19 protein-coding genes and 2 pseudogenes are annotated in these 22,255 nt (G+C 53.2%); 12 read left to right on the top strand and 9 right to left on the bottom strand.

The genetic code is table 11. The features are described 5' to 3' along the window. The first annotated feature begins 222 nt into the window (after positions 1-222). Positions 223-549, top strand: coding sequence for a hypothetical protein (locus tag EI42_RS33920; protein ID WP_246046468.1), 327 nt, complete (start codon positions 223-225; stop codon positions 547-549). 91 nt (positions 550-640) lie between these two features. Here EI42_RS33920 and EI42_RS34915 read toward each other — a convergent pair. Further along, a pseudogene (locus EI42_RS34915) lies at positions 641-823 on the bottom strand (helix-turn-helix transcriptional regulator); the annotation flags it as partial. Between the two features lie 779 nt (positions 824-1,602). Here EI42_RS34915 and EI42_RS17815 point away from each other — a divergent pair. Beyond that, positions 1,603-2,394, top strand: a complete 792-nt coding sequence (locus EI42_RS17815) for an amidohydrolase family protein (protein WP_111323987.1) — start codon at positions 1,603-1,605, stop codon at positions 2,392-2,394. Between the two features lie 89 nt (positions 2,395-2,483). On the opposite strand, the gene EI42_RS17820 is transcribed toward EI42_RS17815, so the two are convergent. Beyond that, positions 2,484-3,077: a DJ-1/PfpI family protein gene (locus tag EI42_RS17820; protein ID WP_111323988.1), complete on the bottom strand. Its 594-nt coding sequence runs from the start codon at positions 3,075-3,077 to the stop codon at positions 2,484-2,486. Next, a complete protein-coding gene (locus EI42_RS17825; protein ID WP_246046470.1) occupies positions 3,046-4,056 on the bottom strand; it encodes a GlxA family transcriptional regulator in 1,011 nt (336 codons plus the stop codon). The genes EI42_RS17820 and EI42_RS17825 overlap by 32 nt, the downstream gene beginning before the upstream one ends. Positions 4,057-4,096: 40 nt before the next feature. Here EI42_RS17825 and EI42_RS34395 point away from each other — a divergent pair, with 40 nt between their 5' ends. Further along, positions 4,097-4,225 (top strand): hypothetical protein, encoded by a 129-nt coding sequence (locus EI42_RS34395; RefSeq protein ID WP_282957326.1) that lies wholly within the window; start codon positions 4,097-4,099, stop codon positions 4,223-4,225. 473 nt (positions 4,226-4,698) lie between these two features. On the opposite strand, the gene EI42_RS17835 is transcribed toward EI42_RS34395, so the two are convergent. Continuing rightward, the gene (locus EI42_RS17835) at positions 4,699-5,301 is read right to left on the bottom strand and encodes a YdeI/OmpD-associated family protein (RefSeq protein ID WP_111323990.1); all 603 of its coding nucleotides are present in this window, start codon (positions 5,299-5,301) and stop codon (positions 4,699-4,701) included. Positions 5,302-5,743: 442 nt separating this feature from the next. Between EI42_RS17835 and EI42_RS17840 the strand changes: the two genes are divergently transcribed. Then, on the top strand, positions 5,744-6,124 hold the full coding sequence (locus EI42_RS17840; RefSeq protein WP_211326237.1) for a PadR family transcriptional regulator: 381 nt from the start codon (positions 5,744-5,746) through the stop codon (positions 6,122-6,124). Continuing rightward, positions 6,093-6,779: a hypothetical protein gene (locus EI42_RS17845; protein ID WP_111323992.1), complete on the top strand. Its 687-nt coding sequence runs from the start codon at positions 6,093-6,095 to the stop codon at positions 6,777-6,779. The genes EI42_RS17840 and EI42_RS17845 overlap by 32 nt, the downstream gene beginning before the upstream one ends. Positions 6,780-6,851: 72 nt before the next feature. Here EI42_RS17845 and EI42_RS17850 read toward each other — a convergent pair whose 3' ends face one another. Then, positions 6,852-8,882, bottom strand: coding sequence for a tetratricopeptide repeat protein (locus EI42_RS17850; RefSeq protein ID WP_111323993.1), 2,031 nt, complete (start codon positions 8,880-8,882; stop codon positions 6,852-6,854). A 112-nt stretch (positions 8,883-8,994) separates the two neighbouring features. On the opposite strand from EI42_RS17850, the pseudogene EI42_RS34920 reads away from it, so the two are divergent. From EI42_RS34920 to EI42_RS17875, 5 genes and pseudogenes are all read left to right on the top strand, one after another. Further along, a pseudogene (locus EI42_RS34920) lies at positions 8,995-9,366 on the top strand (putative quinol monooxygenase); the annotation flags it as partial. Positions 9,367-9,558: 192 nt separating this feature from the next. After that, positions 9,559-12,684 carry a winged helix-turn-helix domain-containing protein gene (locus tag EI42_RS17860; RefSeq protein ID WP_111323995.1) on the top strand — a complete coding sequence of 1,042 codons (3,126 nt, stop codon included), beginning with the start codon at positions 9,559-9,561 and terminating at the stop codon, positions 12,682-12,684. Between the two features lie 162 nt (positions 12,685-12,846). After that, positions 12,847-13,266, top strand: a complete 420-nt coding sequence (locus EI42_RS17865) for an SgcJ/EcaC family oxidoreductase (protein ID WP_170142723.1) — start codon at positions 12,847-12,849, stop codon at positions 13,264-13,266. Positions 13,267-13,379: 113 nt separating this feature from the next. Beyond that, positions 13,380-14,111, top strand: coding sequence for an SDR family oxidoreductase (locus EI42_RS17870; RefSeq protein WP_111323997.1), 732 nt, complete (start codon positions 13,380-13,382; stop codon positions 14,109-14,111). Between the two features lie 66 nt (positions 14,112-14,177). Beyond that, positions 14,178-14,960 (top strand): SDR family NAD(P)-dependent oxidoreductase, encoded by a 783-nt coding sequence (locus EI42_RS17875; RefSeq protein ID WP_111323998.1) that lies wholly within the window; start codon positions 14,178-14,180, stop codon positions 14,958-14,960. Between the two features lie 200 nt (positions 14,961-15,160). Here EI42_RS17875 and EI42_RS17880 read toward each other — a convergent pair whose 3' ends face one another. The 4 genes from EI42_RS17880 to EI42_RS17900 all read right to left on the bottom strand — a co-directional run bounded on the left by EI42_RS17880 (position 15,161) and on the right by EI42_RS17900 (position 20,840). Further along, on the bottom strand, positions 15,161-16,150 hold the full coding sequence (locus EI42_RS17880) for an alpha/beta hydrolase (protein ID WP_111323999.1): 990 nt from the start codon (positions 16,148-16,150) through the stop codon (positions 15,161-15,163). Positions 16,151-16,644: 494 nt separating this feature from the next. Continuing rightward, complete coding sequence (locus tag EI42_RS17885; RefSeq protein ID WP_111324000.1) at positions 16,645-17,019, bottom strand: YybH family protein; 375 nt, start codon at positions 17,017-17,019, stop codon at positions 16,645-16,647. 961 nt (positions 17,020-17,980) lie between these two features. After that, positions 17,981-19,807 (bottom strand): cellulose binding domain-containing protein, encoded by a 1,827-nt coding sequence (locus EI42_RS17895; RefSeq protein ID WP_111324002.1) that lies wholly within the window; start codon positions 19,805-19,807, stop codon positions 17,981-17,983. A gap of 328 nt (positions 19,808-20,135) precedes the next feature. After that, a complete protein-coding gene (locus tag EI42_RS17900; protein WP_111324003.1) occupies positions 20,136-20,840 on the bottom strand; it encodes a YceI family protein in 705 nt (234 codons plus the stop codon). Between the two features lie 451 nt (positions 20,841-21,291). Here EI42_RS17900 and EI42_RS17905 point away from each other — a divergent pair, with 451 nt between their 5' ends. Further along, complete coding sequence (locus EI42_RS17905; RefSeq protein ID WP_111324004.1) at positions 21,292-21,873, top strand: RNA polymerase sigma factor; 582 nt, start codon at positions 21,292-21,294, stop codon at positions 21,871-21,873. Further along, on the top strand, positions 21,854-22,228 hold the full coding sequence (locus EI42_RS17910; RefSeq protein WP_111324005.1) for a hypothetical protein: 375 nt from the start codon (positions 21,854-21,856) through the stop codon (positions 22,226-22,228). Before EI42_RS17905 ends, EI42_RS17910 begins: the two co-directional genes overlap by 20 nt. Positions 22,229-22,255: the final 27 nt, after the last annotated feature.

The following is a 22,255-nucleotide window of genomic DNA, read 5'->3' on the forward strand; positions in this document are numbered from 1 at the left end:
GCCGCCTTAAATATCTTGCACAAAGCACTACAGGGTACCGTCGGGCAGACGGGAACCGACGAGGGTGTCTCGTCGAACGCTTCTGGACAGCCTGCCGCTACGCGTCATCGCACTGCGGCGCCGCGCAAGCAGGCTGGATGAAGGAAGAATCCCCGCCCTTCTGGCCTGGGGAGTGTCAACAACTGGGGCTATGATATCGATCAGTGCCTGCAATGGCTCCGTATGCGCACCGAGACCTACGCGTTTAGCGCTGAATATCGCCCGCATCGGCGTCAGTGCTGTGAACTTCTGGCCCCCTGGGAGCCCCACCCGCCTGCGAATGTCGCGGAACAGCGGGCGTTGTTGCTCTCTCTGACGCATGGGAAGAGTACCGAGCAGGGAGAGATGGGATCGATTGCGGCAGCACTCCGAAAGCTTGGCGATCAAGTACGTGACCTGGCAGGCAGGGGGCAACTCTGGTTTCCTGTTCCGAATGCAGCAAGTGCTGTTTTATTTCAGCTACCTCCTGCTGACGCCCTATCAGGGTACGGACGAGATGATACGGAATAGCATCATCATACCAGGGGCCTGTCTGACTGTTGCGATGGGTGGCGTACAGGGAACGTTGTAGACCCAGTTCTTCTTGACTCTTGTGAAAAAGCGCTGTGAGCTTTGTACAGTAATCGAGGCTGGGGAATATGGTTCCGTTCTCCCAACGATTAACCATAAAGGAATGTGGGGCGCCTATCAGGTCAGCTACTTGTTGCTGTGTCCAGCCTTTCTCCTGCCGCGCCTTTTTCAAGAGCAGGTTTGGTTGCGCTTGACTTGATCTCTTTACTGACAAGAGTGCTACCCTCCCATTTTATTCTCTTTGGCGTGTAGAGCCTCATTCTTATCTGGTTACGTATACATCACGCAATTGGATGCGCTACCTGAATATTGCTATTCAGAAGTGCCCGTTGGTGAATTAAAGCTGTTTCAGATAGACAGGAGAGAACGACGGGCTATCGATTTGATATTTCATAAGAAGCGTGAACATGTCTTATATGGTACGTTAGCTGCTCTGGTCATTCTCACAAAGGTGGGGGGCCAGAAGGCGCCGAGGCAACATCTCGTTCCCGGACGTCTTTTTTCTCCTCACGCTCCTTTACCGGGTTTGTTGCGGCGATCGTTTTTCCGCTCCGGAATATATATGATCTCGTCCTCTCTTTTCGATGAGAGTGCAGTATGATTTTCATCTCCGCTGTCAAAAGGGCTTGACTCTCACACTAATGTGAGAGTGTACGATACACAGCAGGAGGAGCTGAAGCGAATGAAAAAACTTGTACATGGGCATAGCAAGCTGAAGCATGTCGGTGATCTCTGAGGATGCGGTGGGGTAGGCGATCCGCAATCGTGCCGGCTCTTGCTCAGAGAAGGCGGTTGCGCCTGTTGTGTGCTGGCTGTAATGGCTGAAAAGCATCTCCTCCTCTGCCCGGAGCAGCAAAATCCTATGCTCTCAAACGGATCAATCTTGTGTTTGATGAGGCTGTTTGGGTGATTCAGAGCCTTTCATCAACGGTTGAGAGCAATTGATATATATCGAATTCGGTTTGCTTTGCTCAATGAAAGGGAGGAACTTCTATGATAATTGATGGTCATGCGCATCTCATTCTACCTGTTGAGAAACATCTTGCTTTGATGGAGACGGCGGGAGTCGAGCGTACCTTGCTCTTTACAACTCGGGTTCACCCGGAACGGGCACATGATCTGGAGACCTTGAATCAGGAGCTACGTATCTTTAACGAGATCATTGCTGGAAAAGTGAACAACGATCTACAATCGTTCCAGCAGGCAGTAAGTGAAGCTGCTCAGGTCATTCAGCAGTACCCGGAGCGTTTCACTGGTTTTGCCAATGTTCCGCTTGGACTGACACAGGAGGAAACGGCTACATGGATTGAGAAGTATGTCCTCCCCGCTGGCTTCCGAGGGTTCGGGGAATTTACCATGCAATCGGGGGCCGTTCATCAGCTTGAGGTGATATTCGCGTGCGCTTCAGAGTATGGCAATCTTCCGCTCTGGGTGCATACGCTTCCGCCGCTGAACCTGGACGATATTCATCAGCTTGTTGCTCTTTCCAGGCGATATCCACGCGTTCCTTTGATTCTTGGTCACATGGGAGGCATGTACTGGCGCGAGACCATTGCGCTGGCAAAAGAAGTGCCACAGACCTACCTTGATCTGTCGGGAACAATCACGTTTCTTGGTCCCAGGATCGCTATTCATGAATTACCGATGAGGACGCTTTTCAGTTCTGATGCTCCGTTTGGCCATCCGCTGATAGCGCGAACGATTGTGGAGCAAGCCACCGTCGATACAGCGGTGCGGAGGCGTGTACTCGGGGAGAATCTGGCCGAACTGCTTCATCTGAACTGATGAAGTATTCTAATAGTTGCCGCTCCTTCGGGAGTGTATGGATCAAGGGATATGGGAGCGATAGATGAAATGTCGCTCCCAGGTCTTCGTTAGAAGATTGGTCCCTGCCAGTGATCGTACTGCATCCGCCGCGCCGTCTCCCGCGCCTTCTCTTCGCCGAGCAGACGAGCGACCACATAGAGCGCCATATCAATGCCCGCTGATACCCCGGCAGAGAGGACAATCTTACCGTTATCCACATAGCGCTTTTCGGGAAAGATCGTTGTCTCAGGGGCAAGCTCTCTAAGCTTGTCAATTAAGCTATGGTGGGTTGTTGCGCTCAGTCCCTTCAGCAGGCCAGCTTTTGCCAGTACGAGCGCTCCCGTGCAGACCGACAGAAGCAACTCGACACGCTCATGCTGCTCACGAATCCATGCAAGCAGCCGGGGGTTCTCTAAGACAGCTTGTGCACCATTTCCACCGGGAACCACCAGAATATCAGGAGCAGGGCAGTTTTCGAGCGTAAAGGCGGGGTTCACGCTCACACCATACCGCGTTATGATCGGGCGAGCCTCTTCTGCGATTGTGTAGACCTGGAAAGGTGCATCCTGATTATTTCCGGCAACTGCGAAGACATCAAAGGGACCGGTAAAGTCAAGCAGCTCAACTTGCTCAAAAAGCAGAATGGCGACGTTTCTCGTCATAGTCTTTCTTCTCCGTTCTATACAACTGTCGGGAAAGCGAGGGAGGAGCGCCGAATTGCCTGCGCCACAGACGCCGAAAGTGACGCACATCTTCAAAGCCACACTTCGTTGCGACCTCCTCAACAGTGGAATCAGTGGCCTGCAAATAGGTTGCTGCAAGCTCCATCCGCAATTGTTGTTGATACTGGATCAGCGTAATGCCGGTAGCCTCTTTAAAGGCGCGCGTCAGGCTGCGCACGCTCAGCCGGGCGATAGCAGCCAGTTGCTTCAATGAGACACTTTCCGCTGGATGCTCTAGCAGGTATTCCTGCACGCGATGGATATCGGAATGCAAATGCGAGCGATACGCCAGATAGACGCTCGTCTGTGCATGCATGCTATTTCGCCGCATATAGACAACCAGTTCACGGGCAACCTGGGCCGCGAAAACGGGCCCTCGGGAGTGTTCAAGCAATGCGAGCGCCATGTCAATGCCCGAAGCAATGCCTGCACTGGTTACAATCGGGCCAGCGCGCACAAACAAGACAGCGTCAAGCACATGCGCTTCAGGATAGCGCTGTTGAAGCTGCTCTACTCTTCGCCAATGCGTGGTACAACGACGCCCGTTCAACAAACCAGCCTCCCCGAGGGCAAAGGCGCCGGTACACACAGAAGCAATCTGTACTCCCAGATGTGTGGCCCGCTGAAGCCAGGAGCGGGCTTCAGCATTCAACAGGGGAAAGCGGAAATCCAGCCTCCGCATCCCCGGAATGATGATCAGATCGTCCTCGTGGCACTGCGGGAGCGAGGCAAGCTGCGAGAACACCACACCCTGTGCACTACGTACCTCTGCGCTTGTGCCACAGAAAAAGAGCCGATATGGGGCCCCAAGTGCCCGCGCTGCATCAAAGACCTGGGCGGGTCCTGCCATATCCAGCAGATGCACGCCGGGTATCAGCAAGAAGAAGACGTTCTGTGTCCGCTCGTGAGATGCCTTCACCGTTTGCTCCTTTCGATTCCACTGCTATAGAAGAAAGTATATGATCTTTTTCGATCATGTTGTAGAGGCAAATCACGCCTGCAAGCGGACGGATATGGCCAATCACTTCCCTGTACTGGTCCATGGGTCCCGACAGTTGCGTTATAATGGTGGCGTAGATGGTCGTTGAACTCTTCCGTATTTATGATACCGAGGGATAGCTCTATTGTCCCTTTGGCTTCGGACCAAGCGTAAAAAGTACCTGCTTTTTGTATATTAAAACAAGCTAAGCAACCTCTGTAACATTTTTGGATACCTCATTTTCATGTAACATTTCTTGAGAGCTTCTGACCCGGGCAGGTTGTAAAACTGCCTGTTTCTTTTTGGTCTTGCATTGTGAAGAGGGTGCACTGCGGATATGCTTGCTATCGCTAGAGGGAGATGATGGTTGCCAAACGGGGATACTCTTCGCTTTCCCGATCAGTTGCCTCAGCAGGCCGCGTACCTGAAACGGTTTCTCTCCATTCGACATTGAGCCTGCTGACTTTTGTATCCTGTCATGGTCCTCTTTCCCATAGCATACCAGTTGAGAAGAGGCGCTCTTCTGCTGCGTTGCCTCTTCTCTGTCTGTTAGGGATGCCAGTTTTCTTGAAACGAGACTTGTTAAGGATAGAGCTTTTCATTGCGAGCCAACAGGTCAACATAGGTGCGGATGCGAGCGGCTCGCGTTTCGGCTTTCTTCGCTGTTTGAATGCGGAACAGGATAGCATAGCGATTCCTGCTATTGAGAGTGGAAAAGAAGTCCAGGGCTTGCGGATTTTTGTCCAGTTCGCGCTGAAAGTCCTCTGGCACGGTAGCCTCACTGGGGCGATCATAGGCGGCTTGCCAGCGTCCGTCTGCCTTCGCGAGTTCTACCTGCCTGATGCCTTCAGGTTGCATTCTACCGGCGGCCTGGAAAGCCTCAACCTTGTCCCGATTGCGTTTTGACCAGGTGCTGCGGCGTGTCCGGGGTGTAAACTTTTGTAACCAATAGCATGCGTCGTATGGTTTGGCCTGACCGTCAATCCAGCCATAGCAGAGAGCCTCATCTAAAGCCTCTTCGCGTGTGACAGATGGGATACCGGTTGATTTCTTCGCGAGTTTGAGCCATACCCCTTTGACGGCATGATGATGCTTTTCGAGCCACATCTTCCAATCGTGCTGTGTTTCGCAGGTGATGATAGGATAAGAAAGCGTCTTGTCCGGGCTATCTGTTCTTGAACTCATATGTATTCTATCTCTCCCTGTCTGAAGCTGTCAGAAACGCTTGTGTCGCTGTCCTTTTCTCCCTCATTGTACAGGGAGATGAGGACAAGCTTATTCCTGAATTTGGATGATATGTATTGTTGCTCTATCTGAGAAGATGCACTGCTATGCTCTCAGGTTGACGCTGTCCATAGGGTCATATCGAGTTGGGGGATCTGAACGCCGAGTATGCTCCGTAGTCTCCCGTTCTCTGGATTGCTCCTTGCCGACCGATACCATGCATAGGTGCAAAAAGGGCGGGATGAGGGCCATTCCGGGTGCTCCACTCCGAAAATGCCTGCTTTGTGAGCAAGAACCGCCAGCTTCTCTTTTTTCGCTGTACACTATCTTGCATAACAAGGTAGTGCTGTGGTATACTTTTACTAACTTGTAGTGCAAGATAGTGAGTGAACTGAGGGAAAGTGTGGAAAAGCGATCAACACAATTGCTTAAGGGGACGCTGGATATGTGTTTGCTGGCTCTCATTGCCAGACGGCCCTGTTATGGATATGAGATGGTTCAACAACTTGCCCAACAGGGGCTTGATCTGGTTAGCGAGGGAAGTATCTATCCCTTACTGAGTCGCTTACAACACCTTAAGTATATTGAAGGCTATCTGGTGGCATCACCTGAGGGGCCGAAAAGAAAGTATTATCGTCTTTTACCGGAAGGAGCTCGCCAGTTGCGTCAGTGGCGAGCTGAATGGGAAACCTTTGTTCAAGTGGTGACTGGCATTTTGCAAGGAGAAGAAAGTCATGCAGAAGGTGGATCACATGACACAACAACAAATTTCCTCTCTTATTGAGGCGTGTGTCACGTATTGGGAGTTGCGTGGAGTTGAACAGGCAAGAATTCGCGAGATGTCGGCTGAATTGAGGCAGCATTTAGAGGAGGCCATCCGGGATGGCAAGTCCCTTGAAGCGGTTGTCGGGAAGAATCCCACGGTGCTGGCATCTGCATGGGCCCAGGAGACGCAACCTCGTTTCTGGAGAAGTGTTTTCCCTGTCTTTCGAGGTCTGGTCCTGGTTTGCGGTGTCGTTGCGACAAGTGCCCTTGTGATGCATCTGTTGACGGGCCTGGCGCCGTTCGGGCTCACCCTGCTGTACCCGGTCACCTTTTGCTTGATGGGGATCAGCAACCTGTTGATTCGGATGATGGGATTTATGATACCGCGTATCCGTACCCAGGTTGGGCGTAAGGGGATCATGACGGGCCTGCTGCTCGGGATCAGTGTACTGGTCATGGGAGGGGTGAAAATGGCTGGAGGCGATATTGATGCTGTCTTTTTGCGCTGGCATTGGCCCGTGACGTTTGGTCTTATTCTGCTGGCTCTCCTGCTTATCGGGTTGTATATCAGCTTGCTTTCGAGAAGTCAGAAGATTCTGGCCGGTCAGCATGTCCGGGCGATGGTGCTGGCAATTGGTGCGACTGACCTTGTTCTTCTTTTGATGTCGTGGTAGAGGTCTTTGCGGGCGCACTCATGCTGCAGATGACACCGGAAAGGCGGATATGCTGCGTGAGTGCGCTCTTGCTTATGACAGAAGGGCATCGAGGCTCATCCGCGCGTTTACATGGTCTGGCTGAAGCTGAAGGGCCTGCTCAAAAGCCGTTTTTGCCTCTTCAATCCTGTTGATCTGGACGAATAGCAAGCCTTTCTGATACCAGGCTGAGGCTGAGTGCGGATTGAGGCGAAGCGCTTCGTTGTATGCTTGAAGAGCTTCCCCATACTGGCGCAACTTGAGGAGAAAAAGCCCTTTCTGTTGCCAGACAGTGGCGTTCTGGGGATCGAGGCGAAGCGCTTCGTTGTAAGCCTGAAGGGCCTCTTCATAGCGCTGTAGCTTGAGCACGAGAAGCCCCTTTCGATGCCAGACAGTGGCGTTTCGGGGATCGAGGCGAAGCGTTTCGTTATAAGCCTGAAGAGCCTCTTCATAGCGCTCTAAAGCAAGGAAGGCGTCGCCCTTGATATTCCAGATTGAGGCCTGAGCGGGATCGAGGCGAAGCGTTTCTGCACACGCCTGAAGGGCCTCTTCATAGCGATTCAGAGAGAAAAGAACCTCTCCTTTGCCGTTCCAGGCATAGGTGTAGGATGGTTTAAGGCGAATGGCTTCCTCATAGGCTTGAAGAGCCGCTTCGTAGCGTCCGAGCTTGTTCAGCGCCTGCCCTTTGCCATTCCAGGCGTAAGAATAGGATGGCTTGAGGCGGATGGCTTCCTCATAGGCGGCGATCGCTTCTTCATAGCGCTGTAGACAGTAGAGAACGCTGCCCCTGGTATTCCAGGACAGGGCGTGATCTGGATTGAACCGAAGCGCCTCTTCAGCAGACCGAAGCGCCTCCTCAAAGCGATCCATATAAAACAGCGCATTGGCTTTATGATACCAGCAGAGTGCGTCAGAAGGGTGAAGACGAAGAGCCGCATTATACGCGTGTACTGCCTCTTCAAACCGCTTTAGTTCGGCGAAAAGTAGTCCTTTGTGGAACCAGGCGGAAGCATGCTCAGGATCGAAGAGAAGCGCTTTATCAAAGGCGTTCAGTGCTTCCTCGTATCGCTCAAGTTCCTGAAGTGTTTTCCCTTTGCCAATCCATGCATCGGGGAAGCGAGGGTGACGGCTAAGAACCTGCGTAAAGGCCTGGAGCGCCTCTGCATATTCTTCTTCGGCGTACAGATGCTCGCCTGCTTTGAAGGCGGGGTCGTCCTTCGGGGAAGCTGCGACCGGATACACGCTGTCTGCGGGTTGAATATGGATGGTTGGTTCTGGCTGTTCGAGCGCCGCAAGGAAGGCTGCTATATGCGCAAAACGGTCATGACGATTCTTCGCCAGCGCTTTCAGGATGGCCTGTTCAAGATGCAGCGGAATAGTAGTATTGAGTGTGCGTGGGGGTGTTGGTGGCTCGGTTGTGTGCTTGAAGCCCATTGAGATGAAGTCAGTGGCCTCAAAGACCTTTCGTCCCGTGAGCAGTTCATAGAGTATACAGGCCAGAGCATATTGATCACTTTGCGGACTGACCTCGCCCCGAAATTGTTCCGGGGCCATATAGGCAGGAGTACCTGCAATACTGGTAGCAACATAGCTCTGTGTGCTGAGGAGCGAGGTAATGCCAAAGTCAGCCAGAAGAGCGGTTTCTTCGTCGGCAAGAAAGATGTTTTCGGGCTTGAGGTCACGGTGAATCATCTTCTGCTGATGCGCATAGTAGAGCGCTTGCCCGATCTGTCTGATATATTGAAGGGCCTGCGTGGGCGAAAGCGGGTGCTTGAGCCGCTGACGAAGAGAGCCCCCGGTCATCAGCGGCGTAATCATGTAGGGCTGACCCTGAAAAAAACCGGCATCAAGGACAGTGAGAATATGGGGGTGCTGCAAGCGTTCGAGCAGTTCGGCTTCGCGTAAAAACTGTGCCTGCTCGCTTTCTCCTAATGTCTGCCGCATGATTTTGATCGCAACAACACGCCGGGTAAGATAGATATGCTGGCCCTGGTAGACCATGCCGAAGCCACCCTGTGCCAGTGGCGCGACAATTCGATAATTGCCGATCTGGCGTCCTGAAAAGAAGTCACTCTGTCCATTCATGCCCTGCTCCAGAATTTGAAGGTAGCGGATACATCATTTCCGTCTTTTCCCGTTTTTGCTATTATAAGCAATGCGGAAGTGGAAGTAAAGAAAAGGGAGGGAAAGGGCGTTCAATGGAGTGCTTGACGCCATGCGCAGCGAGCCCATGTTCCATGAGGCGGTTCTGCATCGCGATCCGGCGTCTGAGAATCGCTTCATGCTCTATGAAACCTGGGAGAGCCATGGGGATGTCATAGGGGTCCAATTGCTGCGCCCCTATCGTCAGGCCTGGCATGAGGCGCTTCCTACTCTCCTGGAGCAGGAACGGGACATTACAATCTGGGAGCCACTACGGGCCGATCGTAAAGGAAACATCGACAAGAAGCGCATACCTGACAAAAAACGGAGGCAGCGCTTCTTTGATGCTCTGAAGCTTCCCTCTCACTTCATCTCAGCGGGGACCCGGTTTTGTTGCCGGGTAGGGCTGACAGGGTCTTGCTTGTAAGAGAGGTGCAAGTATTGAGGAGGTAGGCCAGAGAGGCTGAGAGGTATAGTGCTGGTCAGATCGCTTGATTTCTTGAGAGGCATGTCCTTTTCTGACAATCAGGTACTGTTTCGTTGATGCGCTCTATGCTATAATCACCACTGTTGGGGGTGAAATAGTGTTGGGGGTGAAATCAATTGAAAGGTCAGTGCTATGCCCAAACCATCCATCCATGTGCTCCTCTGGTCAGGGACAGGCGATACCTATGACCTCTTTACTCACGGCCAACTCAGTCTGCATTTTACCCGAGATGATGAGGAAGCATGGAGGGTTTGGCTTGCCGATCAGACCTCATTCTCTTTTCAGGGGCAGTGTGGTCGCCTCAGTCTCCTCAAGGAGCCCAGAGCACGGGGTGAAAGCTACTGGTATGCCTATCACTACACTCCTCAGAAGAGCTCCAAGCGCTATGTAGGACGTACTGCCGCTGTGACGCTTGCTCGCTTAGAACAGATCGCTCAGTCCTTCCAGCCCGCTCCAAAGCAGAAAACACCCCGGGCAACTCCACGTGACGATAGAAAAGCCGCGGCTTCACACCGTGCACAGGCTGAGCCCGTTCCAGGTATGCCACTGCTCGCCTCCAGGCTTCGGCCTCCAAAGCTGCCACCCTCGATCATCGAGCGCTCACGGTTGCTTGACCTGCTCGATGTGGGACGGCGCCATCAATTGACCTTGCTTCAGGCGCCGGCAGGTTTTGGCAAAACGACATTGGTTGGACAATGGGTCGCTTTGCGCATGGCAGACCCGCATTTCCCGGCTGTCGCCTGGGTTTCACTGGAGCCAGAGGATACTGATCCGGTGCAATTCTGGCGCTATGTGCTTACGGCCTGTCAGAGCTTTCAGCCTGATCTTGGCCTCACCGCTCTTGCCCAACTTGCTGGCTCGCAGCAGCCATCGCTCATCACGCTCTTGACACACTGGCTGAATGAACTGGAGAATCTCCCGGGTGAGTACCTGCTGATCCTGGATGACTATCATGTGATCAATGAACCAGATATTCATACGTCTCTGACCTTTTTCATTGAACACCTGCCCTCTTCCCTGCATCTGATTGTGATCAGTCGCAGTGATCCCCCGCTCTCACTTGCACGCTGGCATGCCAGAGGCGGTATCCAGAAAATCAAGGCCCTCGATTTGCGCTTTTCTCCCGAGGAAACGGCTGTTTTTCTGGAGCAAGAATTGACGCGTCCTCTCTCTGAGCAGATGGTTCAGCGTCTCACTGCCCACCTGGAGGGCTGGCCTGTGGGGCTGCGTCTGCTCCTGCTCACCTTGCAGGGACACGCCAATCCGCAGGAGATTGAGCGCCACCTGACCGATCTGGCGGGCCATCAAAACTTACTGCTGGACTATTTCGTGAATGAGGTCCTTATCTCGCAACCGGAATCGGTGCAGCGCTTCCTGCTACAGACCAGCATGCTCAGCCGTCTGACTGGCTCCCTCTGTGATGAAGTGCTGGAGAGGCAGGAGAGCGAGACATTGCTGACCGCGATCGAGCGCGCCGGACTGTTTCTGACCACGCTGGATATGGGGAGACAGTGGTATCGCTATCATGCTCTTTTTGCTGAAGCGATGTATGCCGAGGCGCGTAAGCAGCTAGGAGAGACGGTCTTGCGGGACGTTTCTCTCAAAGCGAGTCAGTGGTATGAGCAACGAGGCTTTCTTTCTGATGCGATCGAGGCCGCTTTGAAGGCCGAAGCATTTGAGCACGCTGCCGGGCTGATCGAGCGCTTTCTGCTCCCGCAAAGCTGGCGTAACGAGTATCATACTCTGCGCCGCTGGCTGGCCCGCCTCCCGGAAGAACTGTTGCGCACTCACCCGAATCTCAGTCTGGTGTACGCGATGGCGCTGTACTTCACGTCCGACCGCAGCGCGTCCCAGACCCGCCAGAGCATGCAAAGGCCGCTCCAGATAGCCGAGCAAGGACTTGAGGGGACCTCGAATCAGAACAAGCGTGGGGCTGCGCTGGTACTGCGTGCGCATTTAAGCTTCTTTCATGGCGATTTCCTGCATGCATTCCACCTGGCCCGGCTGGCGCTGACTTTGCTCCCCAAAGAGGATCGTCAATGGCGTGCTCCCACGCTTACCCTGATCGCACTGGAAGAAGCACTTTCCGGTCAGGTCATCAAGGCCAGAGAGACAGCTTTACAGGCTCGTCTGCTCTGTGAAGAGGTGGAATCGCTGCCTGCCACATTGATGGCAACGCTCGCGTTAGCAGAAGCCAGTTTTGGCAAAGGTGAGCTGCATCAGGCTGCTCGCTATTATTCGCAGGTCCTTGTTCGAGGAGCCGAGCGTCAGGATCTTGTTCAGCTCCAACTGACCAGAGAGACGGGGGTAAAAGAAAGCTTCTACGAGCGGCAAGCCCTCTATGGCCTTGCGCAGCTCTCCTATGAGTGGAATGATCTGGATGCAACAAGCCAGTACTTGCAAAAGGCGGAAGAACTGGGCAGATCCCCGGCAGAAGAGGTTCACCTGCTGGCAGGCGGTATACTGCTCCTGGCGCGTCTCTGTTATGCGCGTGGAGAAACACAGCAAGCCCTGGAGGCGCTTGCGGAATGCGAGGCTCTGGTCCATTCGCGGCAGTTCCTGCGCGAAGTTCGTGCCTGTCAGGCCAGAATTGAACTGGCCCTGGGCAACCTGAGTCCCGTAGAGCACTGGTCTGTTACCTATATGCAACAGAATGATGACCTTCCCTTCATACGACGTGAAGAGGAGGCGCTTCTGTTCATTCGTTTTCAGCTCGCGAAGGGCAATGATGTGCTTCACCTGCTTGCCCCCTGGAAAGCGACAGCGGAGGCTCAGGGGCGTGGGCGTAGCCTGCTGGAAATCTTGCTGCTTGAGGCGCTGGCCTACTTCAAGCAGAAAGACATCTCTCGGGCCACGCTTACGCTGAAAGAAGCATTGGCACTGGCGCAACCGGAGGACTATCAACGGCTCTTCCTGGATGAAGGGGAGGCGATGGAGAATCTCTTGAAAACGGCACTATCCTCGATCCGTGAAACAGCGCTTGTTGCCTATGGGCGCAAGTTGCTGCTCGCTTTCGGGCGCCCCCGGAGGCAAGAGGAGCCACATTCCGCGCAGAACTCCCTCGTTGAGCTGCTTTCTCCACAGGAGCTACGTGTCCTTCGCCTGTTGGTGCAGAGGCGCTCTAATCCAGAGATTGCCCGCGAGCTGGTAGTCTCTCTGAATACGATCAAGACACAGATAAGAAGCATCTACCGCAAGCTAGGGGTGAATACGCGTCAGGAGGCCTGTGATATCGCTCATCAATACCGGCTGCTCTGATTCCTCCGGATATGGAGCCGGGCTTTCACCCTTCGGAATCACCCACAACGATACTCCCACAGGTTGATGTTGAATCACCCTCTCTCTTTCTATACTTGTTCTCAGAAGGACGCGACAACGTGTCCATCCACTTCTGAGAACAGAGAAAGAGAGAAACTCACAATGGAAAACGTCACAACAATTGACGAGCAGGCAATTCGTTCACTGTATCAGCAGCTTATCGATGCATGGAACAACGGAGATGGGCAGGCGTACGGAGCTGTCTTCACCGAAGATGCAAGCTATGTCGATGTCACCGGCACCAACACGCAGGGAAGGCACGCGATTAGCGCTTCGCACCAGCACATGTTTCAAACATTCCTCAAGGGAAGCCAACTCGTAGCAACTATTACCAGTATTCGTTTTCTGCGCCCTGATGTCGCACTGCTTCATGTCCTGGGCAATACGCTGCTTCCCGGACAGACCGAGCTGGCCCCGGATCGCGCCACGATGGAGACGGCCATTGCGGTCAAAGAGCAGGGGGAATGGCTCTTTGCGGCTCTCCAAAACACCCGCATCATGCAGATGCCGCCGAGACAGTAATACCTGTATCACTGCCTGAAAAAAAGGCATACACCAGAGAGTCACAGCCGCTAACGTGGGACTCTTCCACGAGCGGCTGACTCCCCGGGTACTGATGAAAGGATCTCTCAGCAATGTCTTCTCAGTCAAAGAAGATTGCGCTCGTCACAGGAGCCAATCAAGGCATCGGTCTGGAAATTGCCCGTCAACTTGGAGAACAGGGGATCACGGTTCTGATTGGAGCACGCAATACCGCCCGGGGAGAAGAGGCCGCGAGGGGGCTCAACGCTGATGGTCTGCTTGCTTCTGCCCTGTATCTGGATGTGACCGCTCAGCAGAGCATCGAAAATGCAGCGCGTTGGCTTTCGGAGACGTATGGCAGGCTTGATATCCTGGTCAACAACGCGGCTATTGCTCCTTCAACATGGAGACCCGCGAGTGACGTTCCTCTTGAAGAGGTACGCGCTCTGTATGAAACCAATGTATTTGGACTGCTTGCTGTAACTCAGGCGATGCTCCCGTTGTTGCGTCGTTCCAGCGCTGGACGCATTGTCAACATATCAAGTGGGATGGCCTCGCTCAGCCGAATGAGTCAGGTGCCTCCTGAAATCTTGCAAGCGTTTCCAGTGTCCCTTGCTTCATCAAAGACGACAGTCAACGCGCTCACCCTTTTTCTTGCCAAAGAATTAGAGCGCACAGGAATCAAGGTGAACGCCGTTGATCCAGGACCTACAGCAACTGCCAGGAACCCTCGGGGATCTCGGACGCCACAGCAGGCTGCGCGGGTGGCGGTGCATTTCGCGACCATAGCCGATGATGGACCGACGGGCGGATTTTTTGATGAAAATGGATCACTTCCCTGGTAATTCAGCGTGTTGTTTCATTCCATAACCTGATAAAGTGCATGATTTAGAGAAAAAAGGAGATTACACATGGATTTACAGCTACAACAGAGAACAGTACTGGTCACCGGCAGTTCCGCAGGGATAGGAAGAGCGACCGCGATTGCGTTTGGACAAGAGGGGGCGCGGGTAGCCGTGACGTATCAGAAGAATAGAGAAGGGGCGGAGCAAACGGCAGCAAGCGTCAGGGAAGCCGGAGGTGAAGCACTGGTTGTGCATTATGATTTAGGCGATGATGACTCGATATATCAGGCAATACGGCAGATCAACGAGCAGTGGGGAACGATCGATATCCTGGTTCATAATGCAGCGGATATGCTTGCCATTGATGGGACAAAAACGACAAATGATGCGTCAGATCCACTGTTCGAAACCGTTGAGCCCGCACGCTGGCGACCCGCGATCCGGACAGGATTAGAGGGCGCCTACCTGACGACTCAATATGTGCTTCCCGGAATGCGAACACAGCAGTGGGGACGAATTGTGTACATTTCCTCAACGGTTGTGGAGAATGGCATCCCTGGAATGGCGGCTTATGCCTCTTCTAAAGCCGGTCTCCACGGTCTGGCGCAAACGCTCGCTCACGAGGTAGGGCCATTGAATATTCTGACCAATATTGTCATGCCCGGAGTTGTGTTGACACAACGCACCAGGAACTCGATGCCAGAGGAAATTCTAGGATATGCGGTCCAGCAGGTTCCCACGCGCCGCTTCGCTGAACCGGAGGATGTGGCATCACTGGTGGTTTTCCTGGCCTCGGGCCGCAATCAGCAGATCAATGGTGAAGTGGTCCGTGTGAGCGGTGGCGCCTGATCTCCGTATGTCTCTGGCTTCAGTACTGAGGTGTGGAAGAGGGAACATCGGGTCAGGCTGTGCCCTCTTCTTCCTGCTCATCGTGGTCCGATAATGACAGCTTTCACAAGCAGGAAAGGGGAAATAGAAGATGCCCCGGTTCCATAAGGAAAGAGCCCATCACCACCGGGGAGAGATGTGGTGATGGGCCTGAGACTGGCTTAGGCCTGAGATGGTTGTGTAAAGACGGTGCGCAATGTGTCGCATACCTGCTCAAGAGCTGCAAGTGCGACAGGCGTGCGAACAATTGGATGAAGCAGCAAGAGATCATGAATGGCCCCGAGATAACGGGTGGCGATGACAGGCACTCCAGCCTGCATGAGCTTGTGTGCGTAAGCCTCTCCCTCATCGCGCAGGACATCGTTCTCATTGGTGATAACCAATGCGGGAGGCAGACCGCGTAATTGCTCCAGAGAGGCGCGGAGGGGAGAGGCTGTGATCTCGTTCCTTTGTGATGAGGGAGCATAACTGTCCCAGAACCAGATCATGGCCTGTCGTGTGAGCCAATAGCCATCATCCCCAAATTGCTGATAGGAGGACGTGTCAAAGCGAGCATCGGTGACCGGGTAACAAAGAACCTGGAAATCAATGTGAGGTCCCCCACGCTCTTTAGCTAGCAGACAGGTGACAGTGGCCATATTCCCCCCGGCACTATCGCCTGCAACTGCCAGATGCGAGTTATCGACGCCTACTGCCGATCTATTCTCGGCAATCCATTTGGTAGCCGCATATGCCTGTTCAATGACAGTCGGATATTGGGCCTCAGGAGAGCGATTATAGTCGACAAAGAGCACGGTTGCCTGAGCTCTGGTAGCGATGTGGCTGACAAGATGACGATGCGTTTCAATATCGCCGAGGACCCACCCGCCACCATGAAAGTAGATGACGCCGGGCAAGGCGCCCTGTGCTCCTTGTGGACGAATGATTTGTAAAGAGACGGTGCCCGTTGGTCCACAAGGAAGGGTTCGCTGCTCCACATCTACCGCGGGCAGCGGAGGTGAGACAGAGCGCTGTAAGGAGAGCAAGACATTTCGGGCCTCAGTGGGCGAAAGGGTGTAGAGTGGCGGGCCTCCCTGGGACTCCAAACCAGTAAGAAAAGCAACAATCTGAGGATCGAGCTGTTCGACACGGCTCTTGAGAGCTGTTTTCATAAAAGACTCCTGTAAGCTGAGATGCTCTCATCCTGAGATCATGGATGTGCTTCCTGGCGCTGCTGGCAAGGGGCCCAAACAAATTGACAGAGAAGTTCCAGGAATGCTGACGAACTCCTTTGCCAGAAAGCTCCTTAAAGACTTCGTGCTACCAGCATCGAAAGAAGACACGAAGCGCTTTTCTGTGATGTAACAGTGAGTCAGTGGCTGAAACCCTGCCGCGAACGAGCGCTTTCTGCGTGTTGGTTTTGTGTAGATGTGAAGTGATTGTATCAAAAAATAGCTATTGTGCTATCTTTGTAAGATAATTCTATCTCAATATGCTGCAAGACATGCTATGCATACATAAGTTGTTCAATGCCTCCTTGAACCATAGCAGAGAATGTCGTTGAATGCTGATTGTCCTCGTATCCCACAAGGAGATTGACCAGCTCAAAGCGTGGATCAGGCAGATATGAAGCCTTCTGAACTATGCCCATATGATAGAGTCGTACTTATTCCCAGGGAAAAGAATGGTGCTCATGGGCAATCAGCCATGTACCATTCACCTTGCGGAAACCAAGCGTGAGACGCGCCGTGCTATTAGCAACTCGAAGCAAGGTGTGGGCAAAAGCTACATCTTCGCCAGCAAGAATATGCAGATCAATGGGTTCAAACGATCCCGGTCCTCCGGGGTCAGCATCAAAGAAGAGTTCCCACTGCTGTTGATAAGCTTCTACTCCCTGGATTTGTAGTGGAGGAATAACATCAAAAAGCACGATATCATCAGTATGGCAGGCTCGCATACCTTCCCTGTCTTGTGCTCGAATGGCGCTTGCCCAGTTTTCGACCAGTGTGCGAATCTGGGCCTCATTTGAGTGCTCTGGCATCGACCTCACCTTTCTCACATTGCGGGTAAAAGATGTCTGGATGGAGTAGGTACGGCTTCCTTGTTCTCCTGATGTGAATGGCCTATAGGTTGTGTGCTACAGACCGGGATAGCCGGTTCTGCTATTCCAGTATAGCAGGCGTAAATAGCAGAAACTTCTTGCATTTTGCTCTTCTATCGTACCGGGAACGAAGGGATCATCGCTGCGGACTCTTGTCGCTCTCCCGGTGAACTTTCGCGTCAGAGAGGAAAGCCCATCGCCGGAGTGAGGAACCGGACTTCGGGATATCAGGGAATGAGATGAAAAGAGCGGCACCACCTGGACTTTTATCAGGCGAAGATGGAAGGAATATGCTGAATTCCCCCAGGCTCGCTTCTGGGAAGAATAGGCGGCGCGACAAAGGAAGCCCGTTTTCAGGCTTCTCCTGTACCTGGCTCTCGCTCAAGCAATCCCTCCTTGAGCAATCTGTTCTGAAGTCGGGGAGTCGCTTGAAGACGTCCGCAAAATGCTTTACGCGAAAGTCGAAAAAGCGTCGATGTGGATACTTGCATTCCCCTGGATTGTGAGCGCACAGGGAAGCATCTCAATGCGGCTCGTAGCTCTTGCATTCGGCCATTTTGTACATTAATTGGTATCCGAGGATATTTTTCGGGAGAACGGCTTGTCTCTGGCACATGATGACACATTCTGCGGGGACCTGGAGCTCCCATCAGAGGTATCCGCACGGCTCTAGAAGCCCGGCCACACATCTCCAACCCAAAAAGGCGCCTTTTTTCCCTGCAAAATGAGACAAAAAACAGAGGTATCCGCAAACCGGCCTGGCAACTGGCTTCTGAAGCGGAGCTAGAACCCCGGCAGTCAAAAAGCCGAAAGACCCGAGAAGGGGATTTGAACTGCCACATGAGCAAAGGCGACAGCAAGATACACTCGCTGTCGCCTTCTCTTTGCCTGGCTTCTGCTCTCAGGAGACAGGTATGCCGTTAAAGATGAACGAGTTCGGAGCGGGATTATCTGTTGTCCATGTACCGTTGAAGCCAATGGTGACGGACGAGCCTGGCGCAATCGTTGCATTGTAACTGGCATTGGTAATCGTCACCTGATTGCCCGATTGGGTGACCTGTCCATTCCAGAGGTTGGTGATTTTCTGAGAGCCCGGGAAGGTGAATTGTAACTTCCAGTTCTGAATAGTGCTTGTGCCATTGTTCGTGATCTGGATGCTGGCTGTGAAGCCACCGGGCCACTGGTTGACAACCTGATAGGAAACCTGCACAGGTGAAGGGGGCGCGGTTGGCGATGGGGTAACGGTTGGCGTCTGCGATGGTGTGGGCGTGATTGAGGGGGTTGGTGTGGGTTGCTGAGATGACCCTTTGATCTGGTAGGTCACAAGCGAGCGGGCGGGAACGGTTGCGCTAAAAGAGCCGTTGCTGATAGGAATCGCCGTTTGCTGTGCTGTCCCATTGTTGCCATTCGTGAGATACGGTGTCGCTGTTCCATTGGAAATGTTTGTGTTGGGGAGCGAGAACGAGACCGACGTGGCAGAGGTTGCAGTGTTGAGAGCAACGACAGCAATTGTTCCATCAGTATTGAGAAAAGCACTCAGGTTCAGGCCGGCAGCGTCACTTGTTGCATCAAGGCGCGTTGCTCCGGGGCGAATGAAGCGGCTGTAATTGGCAAAGGCCCACAGCCGGCTAGAGATGGAGTAGCTATCGCCATTGAGCAAGATAAGAGACTCGTTATCGTTCTTTGTCGCAGCTCCCCACCAGAAGAAGAACGCATTGAGGTTAGCATTCGTGAGGCCTGTATGAATCCGTTGCGCCCATGTAAATCCCGAGGACTCTGTACCATTGTCCCAGGCAGTGTCCCAGTTGTTGAAGGTTGACCATTCGGTTTCCCAGACGTGCTTGTTGCCAGTGTTTTGCAGGGCTGTTGAAGCGGGACTGGCATAGCCATGACCGGAAAAGATGCTCACATAGGAGCTGGCTGCCTGATCGTTCATGATCGCGTTGACATGGCTCTGCTCGGTGTTCCAGCTCATTGGCTCACAGCAAACGATCTTCGTTTTGAGTCCGGCATTGCTCAAAGTAGGGCCCAGGACCTTGATGAAATTGGTTGTCTGTTCGGGGGACATAGTCATGCTGGAATAGCTGGCGGTAAAGTCGGGCTCATTTACAAAGCCCACATGGCTCAGAGGAATGCCCTCACTTTGATAATACTGAATGTAGCGTACAAGGTAGTTCGCGTAGGCCTGTCGCCAGTCGCCACTTGCGCAGGTCGCGTTCGGCACACCGCATAGCGTGCCGCCGTTGGACTCGTTGTTGTTGGTTTTCATGAAGCCCGGAGCGCTCCACGCATCGGCGTAGATCTGGTTCACGCCATATTGCAACGCTTGCTGCGAGAGCCAGACCTGACCCCAGTCGTTGCCATCCCATTTATAGGTAGGCGGTGCCGTCGGGCTGCCGGGGCTGGTTGGCAAGATGGTGTGATAGGTGTCGGAGGGAATAATGTTGCGCAGGATGCTCAGCCCCGCGCCTGTCGTTGGGCTGAAGAGCAGGTCAAGCACTTTCTGTTGATTGGCGGGAGAAAGCCCGCTCGCTCCATGCATATCAGAAGCTGCACCGAATGCCTCGGAAATGCCGAACCCATCGATGGTCTGATACTTTTTCGCTCCATTGATAGTGGCCAGTGCGGCGGCAGAGGCCGTTCGCGATGGTTCAATGACGGATACGCCCACAATCAAGAGAGCGACTGTCAGAAGGAGGAGCAACCTTGTTTTCTGCTTTTTGCACATGGTAAAATCCTTTTCACCATCTCTCTTCTGTATAGAAACTACATGACACCTTATTAGTATAAAATGTGGTGATGCTTCCTGAATCCCTATATCTACTCAGTTTTTATTCACTGGTAAAGCAGTTCTCTTTCACCTTTTGCGAGGCCTGAACAGTTTCTTGTCGGCGAGCAAAATGAAAGAGCGATTTGAGCGATTTGAGCGATTTGCTATATACTATGCAGGAAGTGAAAATGAAAGAATATGAGGGAGCGAGGCATACGCGGAAGTGGGAGGAGAGGGTACTGCTGCGCGATGGCACAGCAGGTCACAGGGTACCCTGATTGACTGTTTAGCCTTTCTTCGCGGTGAAGTTGATCGTCAGTGTGACGCCATCCTCAACGGTCAGAAAGCCCGCAATGCTCGGCGGCTCAAAGTTATAGTTCTTCATCAGGATTTTGGTGGTGGCCTTTCCTGTAATGGTATCGCCTTCCAATTTCCCCGTCACCTGAAAGGTTTCCTGACGTGTCACATTCCTGATCGTGAGATCGCCGGTAATGGGAAAGGTGAGCGTTTTCCCTTCAGTAGCGCCTGCGGGAAGTGTCTGGACATTTTTGGCGACGAAGGTTGCGTAGGGATATGTGTTCGATTCCAGCCAGCGTTGGCGTAGCGCGTTGTCTCTCCGCTCCTGGTCGCTCTTAAGCGTGCGTAGATCAATGGTGATCTTCATGTCGTTGATTATGGGCTTATCCCCGCGCTGGATCAGAAAACCGCCCTCGACAGAGTTCGTTTTTCCAATCGCTGTTGTGGGCAGGTTCTGTTCGAGAAACTGTTCCTGAACCTCATAAGAAGCTTCGGTCGGCGGAGCGACGATCGTGTATAGCTCCTGATTCGCGCCTGGTGTCGTGGTGATCCACGGTGTCGCTGTTGCCTGAGTGGTGGGTGTCGTTTGTGGGTCGGTGGCGCTATTGTTGCCCTGGGTAGAACCTCCACAGGCTGCAAAGAGCAGGCCAGAGATCAGCAGGGAGAAAAGCGCTATCCAATGTGGTCGGCGCATAGAGAGAATCCTTTCTTGTGAGGGAGAATATGGAGCTCTATCGCGGCACTCGAAGAGCCTGGACGCATAAAAAAATGAAACTCCTTTCGTGTAATCTGCGCCTGGAAAAACGCAGTATATTCTCTTTCCTTAGTATATAAAACGTAGTCAGGGAGTTGCAATGAAGCCATTGCATATCTATGTCGAGAAGTGCCGCTCTCTTCTGTGCGAAGAGCGGATTGCGGAAGGCGCTCCTTGTTTGTCTCACCTGCTGATAATTGCTGAATAGAGCGCGACCGCTTCAAACGTTCCAGGCTGTTATGCTTCTGTCGCTTTTTTGAGGTCGCGCATCAGGGGAATTCCCCACTCTTTTCCCGATGTTGAAAAAAAGGGCCAAAACGATGTAACACTTTTGGCCCTGTGTCGTTGCAATATATGCAAGCACCTACAAACGACTTTTCCGAGGAGGGAGATGCGACCCTATCAATTCAGTCAAGAGCGTATCACCGGGCAGGATACATCGTTGCCTGCGGTTCTGTATCAGCTCTATGCTGCTCGGCTGCTCTCCTATCTCCGTCGTCATCTGCCTGATATTTCTGATGCGGAGGATGTGCTTCTCGAAATATTTGTTGCTGTTCTGGAACATGAGCAGACGCTAGCGAAGAGGACCGAGGATGAACAGCGGGCGTGGTTGTGGACAGTGGCGCGGAACAAAGTGAAGGATGTGCGGAAGCGGCTGGCTCGGCGTCCGTTACTGGTGATGCTGGAACAGGCAAGCGAGATGCCGGAAGATGAAGGAGAGATGCCCGAAGCCGTGACGCTCCGTGAGGAGGCGCACCGTTCGCTTCATCTTAATATACAGAAGCTATCGAGCGTGCAGCAGGAACTGCTTGAGCTCCGCTTTGGATATGGGCTGAACCATATGGAGATAGCGGCGACACTGCACAAACGCGAGGGGACTATCCGCACGATGCTTTCGCGAACGCTGGATAAACTACGGACCTTCTATGCACGAAATGAGGGAGAGAATTCACATGGCCGGAAACGGAAGTGAGTACAGGAATGACAAGCGGGGAAGGCAATGGGGTGAGAGCCTCGTACATCGAAGGACGCAGACAGCCCCGCAGCAGCTTCTCGCCGATTTGGAGGAGTATTATGCTCCGATAGAAGATGATCAGGCACTTACTCGTGTCTGGCAGCGCTTTGAGGAGCTTCGGGCGCAACGGTATGAGGCGGCACGCGCGACGGGAAAGATCATTCTCTTTCCGCGGCGGGGTGAACTGGCAGTGCCGGCAAAGCGCTTGCCGCATCTGGGAATCGCCGCGCTGGTTGCGACGCTGTTGTGTGTTGGGGGAGGCATCGCATATATGGCCTTCAAAAGGGAAGGGATACAGCGTGCCGCTTGCTGAGCAACCGCCGACCATCAGAGTAGAACA

It is taken from the genome of Thermosporothrix hazakensis, assembly GCF_003253565.1.
Taxonomy (GTDB): Bacteria; Chloroflexota; Ktedonobacteria; order Ktedonobacterales; family Ktedonobacteraceae; genus Thermosporothrix; species Thermosporothrix hazakensis.